This window comes from Streptomyces sp. MK37H, assembly GCF_018035285.1.
Lineage (GTDB): Bacteria > Actinomycetota > Actinomycetes > Streptomycetales > Streptomycetaceae > Streptomyces > Streptomyces endocoffeicus.
Map to the genome: position 1 here is coordinate 43,707 of NZ_JAAAYH010000019.1, position 7,324 is coordinate 51,030.

Sequence of the window (7,324 nt, forward strand, 5' to 3'; positions counted from 1 at the left end):
ACGGTCCCGCGCCCGGGCGGGGTTCACCCCATCAGGACCACGGCCCGGCCCCGGCAGCACACCACATCGCCCGGCCCACCGTGCTCGACCAGATCCAGGGTGACCCGCCCCGTCACCGGATCGACGGCGCCGACCGCGCCGCTCACCACGAGCCGCTCCCCGGCCAGGGCCGACGCCCGGTTCTGCCATTCGACCTCCAGGACCCGTCCGCCCGGACCCGCGAACGAGACGGCGGCGCGGTGCATCAGACAGCCGTGCAACTGCGCCATGACCACCGGGCCGTCCAGCCCCTCGGACCGCGCGAACCCGGTGTCGTAGTGGATGCGGTGGGCGTTGCGGGTGACCGCCCCGAACCGCAGCAGCGTGACGGCGTCCGGGGTGAACTCCACCGGCGGTACGGGCTGTCCCGTGCGCACCCTCATCGGACGATGAACCTCTCCCGCACCCGGGCGAGCGTGCCCCGCTCCGCCGTGTACGTCTTCTCGACGGTCAGCAGCAGAAACGGGGTACCGCTGCCCTTGCGTGCGACATCCGTGAGGACACGGCGGACCCCGATCCGGTCACCCGCCCGCACCTCGCCGCTGAACCGGACCTCCTGGCCACCCGCCATCAGCCGTACGTCCAGGCCGTCGGTGCCCGGGACCTCGTCGCGGTACATCCCGTCCGGCCGGAACTCGCCCTGGCCGGCGCCGCCCGCGCCCCGCAGCAGACTCACCACGTACAGCGGATGGACGGTGAATCCGGGGTGGCGGGGGTCGACCAGCCGGGGGCTGGTCTCCCCGGCCGCGCGCGCGAACTCCGCCGCGTCCTCGGCCCGTACGACCCCCAGATCCCGGTGCTCCGGGCGGCCGATCACCGCCCTGGCCCGTTCCTCGGCCACTTCCCACCCGGACATGTGCTGCCTTTCTGCGGACGCCGATCATCGGGGACTCGATGAGCCGGGAGGCTAGCCATCGCCCGGAGGCCCCCACCACGGGACCGGCCCGCTCAGCGGACCGGTCCGCTTGGGCGGAGATCACCGGCCGCACACCATCGGGACATGGACCTCATGACCATCCAGAAGCCGCCGGAGGGCGCCTACGCGGAAGCGGACGGCGTCACGTACCACTACATCGAACTGGGCACGACGGGCAGGCCGACGGTCTTCCTGCACGGCGGCGGCCCCGGGTGCACGGGCTGGTCCGACTTCGGGCAGGTGGCACCGCTGTTCGCCGAGGACCGCCGCTGCTACCTCGTGGACATCCTGCAGTACGGCAAGTCCGCCAAACCCGTCATCGAAGGCCCGATGTGGGACTACCACGCCGCCAAGACGGTCGCCCTGCTCGACACCCTGGGCATCGAACGCGCCGACTTCGTGTGCAACTCATGGGGTGGAACCATCGCGCTGAACCTGGCCGCGAAGTACCCCGAGCGGACCCGGTCGCTGACCATCACCGGCAGCATGCCGGTGTTCCACGGCCCGCTGGCCCCGCTGCCGGAGGGCGGCCGGCGTGGCCGCAACGCCCGTGATGTGTACTACGGCGGCACCGGCCCCTCCTGGGAGAAGATGCGGCAGCTGATCGCCCGCCTGGAGTGGTACGACCCCGACGCCATCCCCGACGCCACCGTCACCCTGCGCCACGAGCAGAGCCTGGACCCGGAGGAGACCGCTCTCGCCGGAGCCTCCGACAACCCGCGTGGCGACTGGCAGGACCTCACCGCGGAGCTCGGGGCCATCCAGGCCCCCACCCTCTTCGTCTGGGGCATGTACGACGCGTTCCTCACCCCGGACTATCCGCTGATGCTCGCCCGCATGATCCCCAAGGGCAATCTGCACGTCATGCACCACGCCTCCCACCACCCCCAGGAGGAGCGGCCGCACGCCTACTACACCGCGGTCACCGGCTTCCTGAACCAGCAGCACCACTGAGCATCCCGCGGAGGAGATGTGAGCAACCCGGCCGTACGCGTCGTCGAACTGCCCAGCCCCTTCACCCGGTTCGCGGGCCGGCTCCTGGTCGGCCTCGGACACGAGGTCGTCCTGGTCGAGCCCGAGGAGGGCGATCCGACACGGCGCGAACTGAACGGCGACGCCTTCGTCCACTGGCACGCAGGCAAGCGGTCCGTCACCCCCGCGTCCCCGGAGGAGCTGCGGCGCCTGGTGGCGGGAGCCGACGTCCTCCTGGACGGGACACCGGACGGCGTGCCGGAGGCCGTAGCGGGACTCGGCCACCTCGTCCACGTCCGCGTCACCCCCTTCGGGACCGTGGGCCCCCGCGGCCACTGGCAGGGGACCGATCTGGTGGTCGCCGCGCTCGGGGGCATGCTCGCGCAGGTCGGCGACCCGGACGGGCCGCCGCTGCGCCTTCCGGAGAACCAGGCGGAGCAGCTCGCCGGTGTGCACGCCGCGATCGCCGCGCTGCTCGGACTGCGGGCGAGGCGCACGGGGCCGGGCCAGCTCGCCGACGTGTCCGCCCAGGCGTGCGCGGCCGCCGCCCTGGAGGCGGGCGCCCTCGCCTATCTGCACGAGGACCGGGTGCCCGCGCGCCCCGGCCGGGTGCATCCGCTGGTGCCGCACGGGCTGTTCCGGGCCGCCGACGGCCATCTCGGCGGTGGCCTCGGCGGCAGCCCCCGCATGTGGGACGCGCTGCTCGCCTGGCTGCGCGAGGAGGGCGCCGAGGCCGACCTCGCCGAGCCGCGCTGGCAGGACCCGGTGGAGCGCAAGAAGCACCAGGAGCATGTCTTCGCGGTGGTGCAGGAGTTCGCGGGCCGGTGGCCGAAGGCCGAGTTCGCCGAGCTCGCCCAGTCCAGGAAGCTGCCGTGGGCGGCGGTCGACCTGCCGCACGAACTGCCCGGCAACCCGCAGCTCGTCGCCCGTGACTTCTTCCTCCGCGCCGGGGACCGTACCGATCTGGGCTTTCCCTTCGCGTTCCCCGAAGGCCACCGGATCAAGGAGCTGGACGTCCCGGAACGGGGCGCGGACCAGCGGCTGCTGCACGAGCAGCGCCCGGCCCCGCGCGTGCCCGCGGCCTCCGCGGAACCCGTGCGGCCCGCCCTGCGCGGCGTCCGCGTTCTGGATCTCACCTGGGTGCTCGCCGGGCCGTACTGCACCAAGGTGCTCGCCGACCACGGCGCCGATGTCATCAAGGTCGAGTCCCTGGGCCGTCCCGACCCCACCCGGTTCGCGCCCTTCATGCATCTCTCGCGCGGCCCGCACACCGATCCGAACACCAACGGCTACTTCAACGAGGTCAACCGCAACAAGCGCAGCCTGGCCCTCGACACCCGCACCGAGGACGGCATCGCCGTACTGCGCGACCTCATCGCCTCCTGCGACGTCCTGGTGGAGAACTTCAGCGCCACCGTCATGACCAAACTCGGCCTGGGCTACGACACCCTGCGCGAGATCAACCCCCGGCTGGTGTACATCAGCATGTCCGGCATGGGACACACCGGCCCGCGCAGCGGCTGGGTGTCGTACGCGGACACCGTGTCCGCCAGTTCGGGGCTCACCGGCCTGACCGGATGGGGCCCGGACGACGTGGTCGGGGTGATCTACGGCCACGGCGACATCGTCGCGGGGCTGCAGGCCGCGCTCGCCACCGTCGCCGCCCTGGAGCACCGCGAGGAGACCGGGCGCGGACAGCACATCGACCTGTCCCAGCTCGAGGCGATCGCCTCCCACATGGGCACCAGCCTGCTCCACCCCACCGAGCCCGCCGGGAACACCGATCCGCGGTGGAGCCCGCAGGGCGTGTACCGCTGCCTCGGCGCCGACAGCTGGCTGGCCGTCAGCGTCCGCGACGACACCGAATGGGCCAGGCTGTGCACGGTGATCGGCCGCCCCGACCTCGCCACCGACGAACGCACCCGCACGGCGGCCGACCGCGCACACCACACCGAGCCGGTCGACGACGCCCTCGCCACCTGGGCCAGGACCCTGCCGGCCGACGCCGCCGCCGAACTCCTCCAGGAGCACGGCATACCCGCGGGCCCGGTGCGGGACGGCCGCGACCTCGTGGAGCACGATCCGCAGCTGCGGGCCAGGGGCTTCTACACCCGCGCGGAACACCCGGTGGCCGGGGCCTTCCTGCACGAGGGGCCGCCCATCCGGCTCACCCGCACACCCGGTGGCATCCGTAAGGCGGCACCCGTGCTCGGCGCCGACACCGACGATGTGCTGCGCGAGGTCGCGGGCCTGTCACCGGAGCGGATCCGCGCACTGCGCGAGCGCGAGGTGCTGCGGTGACCACCCTGACGATTCCCGGGCTGCTCCAGGCCGCGGCCCGGGACCACGGGGACCGCCCCTTCCTGCGGATCGGGACCACGGTCCGCACCTACCGCGAGACCCGGGAGGCCGCCGCCACCATGGCGGGGGCTCTCGCCGTCCAGGGCTGTCGCCCGGGCGAGCGCATCGCGGCGATGACGGGCAACCGGATCGAACTCGTGGACCTGTTCCTCGGCGCCGCCTGGCTCGGCGCCGAGCTGGTCCCCCTGAACACGGGGCTGCGCGGCGGCGGGCTGCGACATGTCCTGGACCAGGCCCGCCCCGCGCATCTGCTCGCGGAGGACGAGACGGCCGAGCGCGTGCGGGCGGCCGGGTACCGGGGGACGCTGTGGCGCGCGGGAGCGGACGGCACGCCCCGGCCGGACGGCGGCCCGGCCTTCCCGGCGGCCCCCGTCCGCCCGGAGGACACCGCGTGCGTCCTGTTCACCTCCGGGACCACCGGCACCTCTCGCGGGGTGCGCTGCCCCCACGCCCAGTTCACCTGGTGGGGGCGCAACGTCTCCGACGCGCTGCGCCTCACCGCGGACGACGTCCTCCACACCTGCCTCCCGCTGTTCCACACCAACGCGCTGAACGGGCTGGCGCAGGCGATGACCGTGGGGGCGTCGATCACCCTCGCGCCCCGCTTCTCGGCCTCCCGCTACTGGACCGAGGCGGCCGGGGCCGGGGCGACCGTGGTCTATCTGCTGGGCGCCATGGTGCCGATGCTGCTGGCCCAGCCCCCGAGCCCGCACGACCGGGCGCACCGGGCCGTCCGCGGACTCTCCCCGGCGACACCGGCCCACGCCTGGGGGCCGTTCCGCGAGCGGTTCGGCGTCACGCTGGTCGACGGTTTCGGCTCCACCGAGACCAACCTGGTCATCGGCACGACCCCCGAGGAGCAGCGGCCCGGCTACATGGGCACCCTGCGCGAGGGTTTCGACGCCCGCGTCGTGGACGAACTGCTCACGCCCGTCCCCGACGGCACCCCGGGGGAGCTGGTCGTGCGCAGCCACCGGCCGTACGCCTTCGCCACCGGCTATCTGGGCGAGTTGGCGGAGCCGGTGGACGCGTGGCGGCACACGGGGGACCGGGTGGTCCGCGAACCAGACGGCTGGTTCCGGTTCGTGGACCGCATCAAGGACGTGATCCGCCGCCGTGGGGAGAACATCTCCTCGTGCGAGGTCGAGACGGTCGTCCGTGGCCATCCCGAGGTGGCCGACGCCGCCGTCTTCCCCGTGCCGTCCGAGCTGGCGGAGGACGAGGTGATGGTCGCCGTGGTGCCCCGCGCGGGCGGCACGCTCGACCTGGCCGACGTGATCCGCCACTGCGAGCGCGAACTGCCCCCGTTCGCCGTCCCCCGCTATGTGGACATCCTGCGCGAACTGCCACTCACCGAGACCGGCAAGGTGCGCAAGGCGGCGCTGCGGAGGCGGGGTGTCACCGAGACGACGTGGGACCGGGCCACCGCCGATGCCGGTCCACCCACGCGGTGACGACATCGGCGAACTCCCCGGGCAGTTGCTCGGGCGCCGGTACATGGCCGCCGGACAGGACCGCGGTCTCGCAGCCGAGCGCCGCCGCGAACTTCTCCAGCGCGGGCAGCGAGTAGTGGTCCTCCGGCGCGCACACGGCGAGCGCAGGGGCGGTGATGTGCGCCAGCCGCTCCTCCATCCGGTACCGGTACACCGCCTCGTGCCCCTCCTCCACCCGGTCCAGCACGGTCAGCGCGTCGATCACATAGCGGTGCAGCGCGGCCTCCTCGCCCGCCCGGTAGAAGCCGCGGCGCCGGTTCCACACCTCCATCAGGTGCGAGCCGTCCGGCTTGGGGTCGACGTGGTCGACCGGCGGGCGCGCGGGAGCCGCCGCGCGCTTGGCCTCGTCCACGAAGGCCGTGGCCGAGAGCAGCAGACTGCTGACGCGGTCGCCCAGCCGGGCGGCCACCTCCACGGCCACCACACCGCCCGTGTGATGGCCCACCAAGTGGAAGGAGGCCAGCCCGAGCGCGTCGGCCAGCGCCCCCACCCCGTCGGCGAACCGCTCGATCGAGTGCGGCCCCTCGGGCTTGGCCGAGGCGCCGAACCCCACGGTGTCCATGGCGATCGCCCGGTGCGCCCGGCCCACCAGGGGCAGCACATCGGCGTACTCGGTCCAGGAACGTGGCGTCTGATGCAGCAGGAGCACCGGCTCGCCGGACCCGCACTCCGCATAGTGCAACTGCCCGAAGTGGCTGGGCGCATAGCCCCGCCGCACCGTGTCCGCCATCGCTGTGCCCCGCCTTCCGGTTGACGTGAACCGCCCGCCCACTCTCCTCGCCGCTGAGAGGGCGGGGCCAGGAGGACGGTCCGCTGTCCGGACCCCAGGCGGGCGGCCACAGCGTCGGTCGGGCCGCCTACTTCGGTGAGGCGGCGAGCCGTACGGCCAGCCCCGTGAACACCGTGCCACTGAAGACGTTGAGCCCCCGCGCCACCCGGCGGCTGCGGCTCAGCAGCCCGGCGAGCTTCCCCGAGAGCAGACCGATGGACCCGTCGACGCAGAAGCCCATGACCACGAAGGTGAGCCCCAGGAGCATGAACTGGCCCGGCACATGGCCGAGTTCGGGGTTCACGAACTGCGGCAGGAAGGCGATGTTGAAGAGGATCACCTTGGGGTTGAGCAGGTTGATGAGGGCTCCCTGCCAAAACGCACGCCGGTGCCCCGGGCCGACGTGCCCGCTCTCCTCACCCGGCAGCGAGCGGTCACGGAACGCCTTGACGGCCAGATACAGCAGATACGACACCCCCGCCCAGCGCAGTACGTGATAGAGCGTCGGCAGCGCCGCGAACAGGGCCGACAGCCCCATCGCCGCGGCCACCGCGTGCACGAACATCGCGCACGCCACCCCGAACGCGGCCATGACCCCCGCGGTGGGGCCGCCCCGGCCGCCCATCGCCACGATGAACATCATGTCCGGGCCGGGAGTGACGCAGAGGACGAAGGCGGCGAGGAGGAACGCCGCGTACAAGGATGTGTCAACCATGGGGCCATGGTTCGGGGCGGCGGCGGAGGCGGCGAGCGATTTTCGGAAAGTGGGACGCC

7 protein-coding genes are annotated in these 7,324 nt (G+C 73.1%); 3 read left to right on the top strand and 4 right to left on the bottom strand.

Annotated features, from left to right (window positions below):
* Positions 1-23: 23 nt before the first annotated feature.
* Together GWI24_RS05265 and GWI24_RS05270 are read right to left on the bottom strand one after the other, a co-directional pair.
* Positions 24-422 (bottom strand): acyl dehydratase, encoded by a 399-nt coding sequence (locus tag GWI24_RS05265; protein ID WP_210944721.1) that lies wholly within the window; start codon positions 420-422, stop codon positions 24-26.
* Complete coding sequence (locus tag GWI24_RS05270; RefSeq protein WP_210944722.1) at positions 419-895, bottom strand: MaoC family dehydratase N-terminal domain-containing protein; 477 nt, start codon at positions 893-895, stop codon at positions 419-421. Before GWI24_RS05270 ends, GWI24_RS05265 begins: the two co-directional genes overlap by 4 nt.
* 144 nt (positions 896-1,039) lie before the next feature.
* Here GWI24_RS05270 and GWI24_RS05275 point away from each other — a divergent pair, with 144 nt between their 5' ends.
* Genes GWI24_RS05275 through GWI24_RS05285 form a run of 3 tightly spaced genes read left to right on the top strand, consistent with a single transcriptional unit; the run spans position 1,040 to position 5,742 of the window.
* A complete protein-coding gene (locus tag GWI24_RS05275; RefSeq protein ID WP_210944723.1) occupies positions 1,040-1,909 on the top strand; it encodes an alpha/beta fold hydrolase in 870 nt (289 codons plus the stop codon).
* 18 nt (positions 1,910-1,927) lie between these two features.
* On the top strand, positions 1,928-4,228 hold the full coding sequence (locus GWI24_RS05280; protein ID WP_210944724.1) for a CoA transferase: 2,301 nt from the start codon (positions 1,928-1,930) through the stop codon (positions 4,226-4,228).
* Complete coding sequence (locus GWI24_RS05285) at positions 4,225-5,742, top strand: AMP-binding protein (protein WP_210944725.1); 1,518 nt, start codon at positions 4,225-4,227, stop codon at positions 5,740-5,742. The genes GWI24_RS05280 and GWI24_RS05285 overlap by 4 nt, the downstream gene beginning before the upstream one ends.
* Here GWI24_RS05285 and GWI24_RS05290 read toward each other — a convergent pair.
* Together GWI24_RS05290 and GWI24_RS05295 are read right to left on the bottom strand one after the other, a co-directional pair.
* The gene (locus GWI24_RS05290) at positions 5,687-6,511 is read right to left on the bottom strand and encodes an alpha/beta fold hydrolase (protein ID WP_210944726.1); all 825 of its coding nucleotides are present in this window, start codon (positions 6,509-6,511) and stop codon (positions 5,687-5,689) included. The genes GWI24_RS05285 and GWI24_RS05290 overlap by 56 nt on opposite strands.
* Positions 6,512-6,638: 127 nt before the next feature.
* Complete coding sequence (locus tag GWI24_RS05295) at positions 6,639-7,265, bottom strand: LysE family translocator (protein WP_210944727.1); 627 nt, start codon at positions 7,263-7,265, stop codon at positions 6,639-6,641.
* Positions 7,266-7,324 lie beyond the last annotated feature (59 nt).

Excerpts from the sequence above, each read along its gene's own strand:
- GWI24_RS05265 (WP_210944721.1), bottom strand. The coding sequence starts at position 422 with ATGAGGGTGCGCACGGGACAGCCCGTACCGCCGGTGGAGTTCACCCCG.
- GWI24_RS05270 (WP_210944722.1), bottom strand. The coding sequence starts at position 895 with ATGTCCGGGTGGGAAGTGGCCGAGGAACGGGCCAGGGCGGTGATCGGC.
- GWI24_RS05275 (WP_210944723.1), top strand. The coding sequence starts at position 1,040 with ATGGACCTCATGACCATCCAGAAGCCGCCGGAGGGCGCCTACGCGGAA.
- GWI24_RS05290 (WP_210944726.1), bottom strand. The coding sequence starts at position 6,511 with ATGGCGGACACGGTGCGGCGGGGCTATGCGCCCAGCCACTTCGGGCAG.
- GWI24_RS05295 (WP_210944727.1), bottom strand. The coding sequence starts at position 7,265 with ATGGTTGACACATCCTTGTACGCGGCGTTCCTCCTCGCCGCCTTCGTC.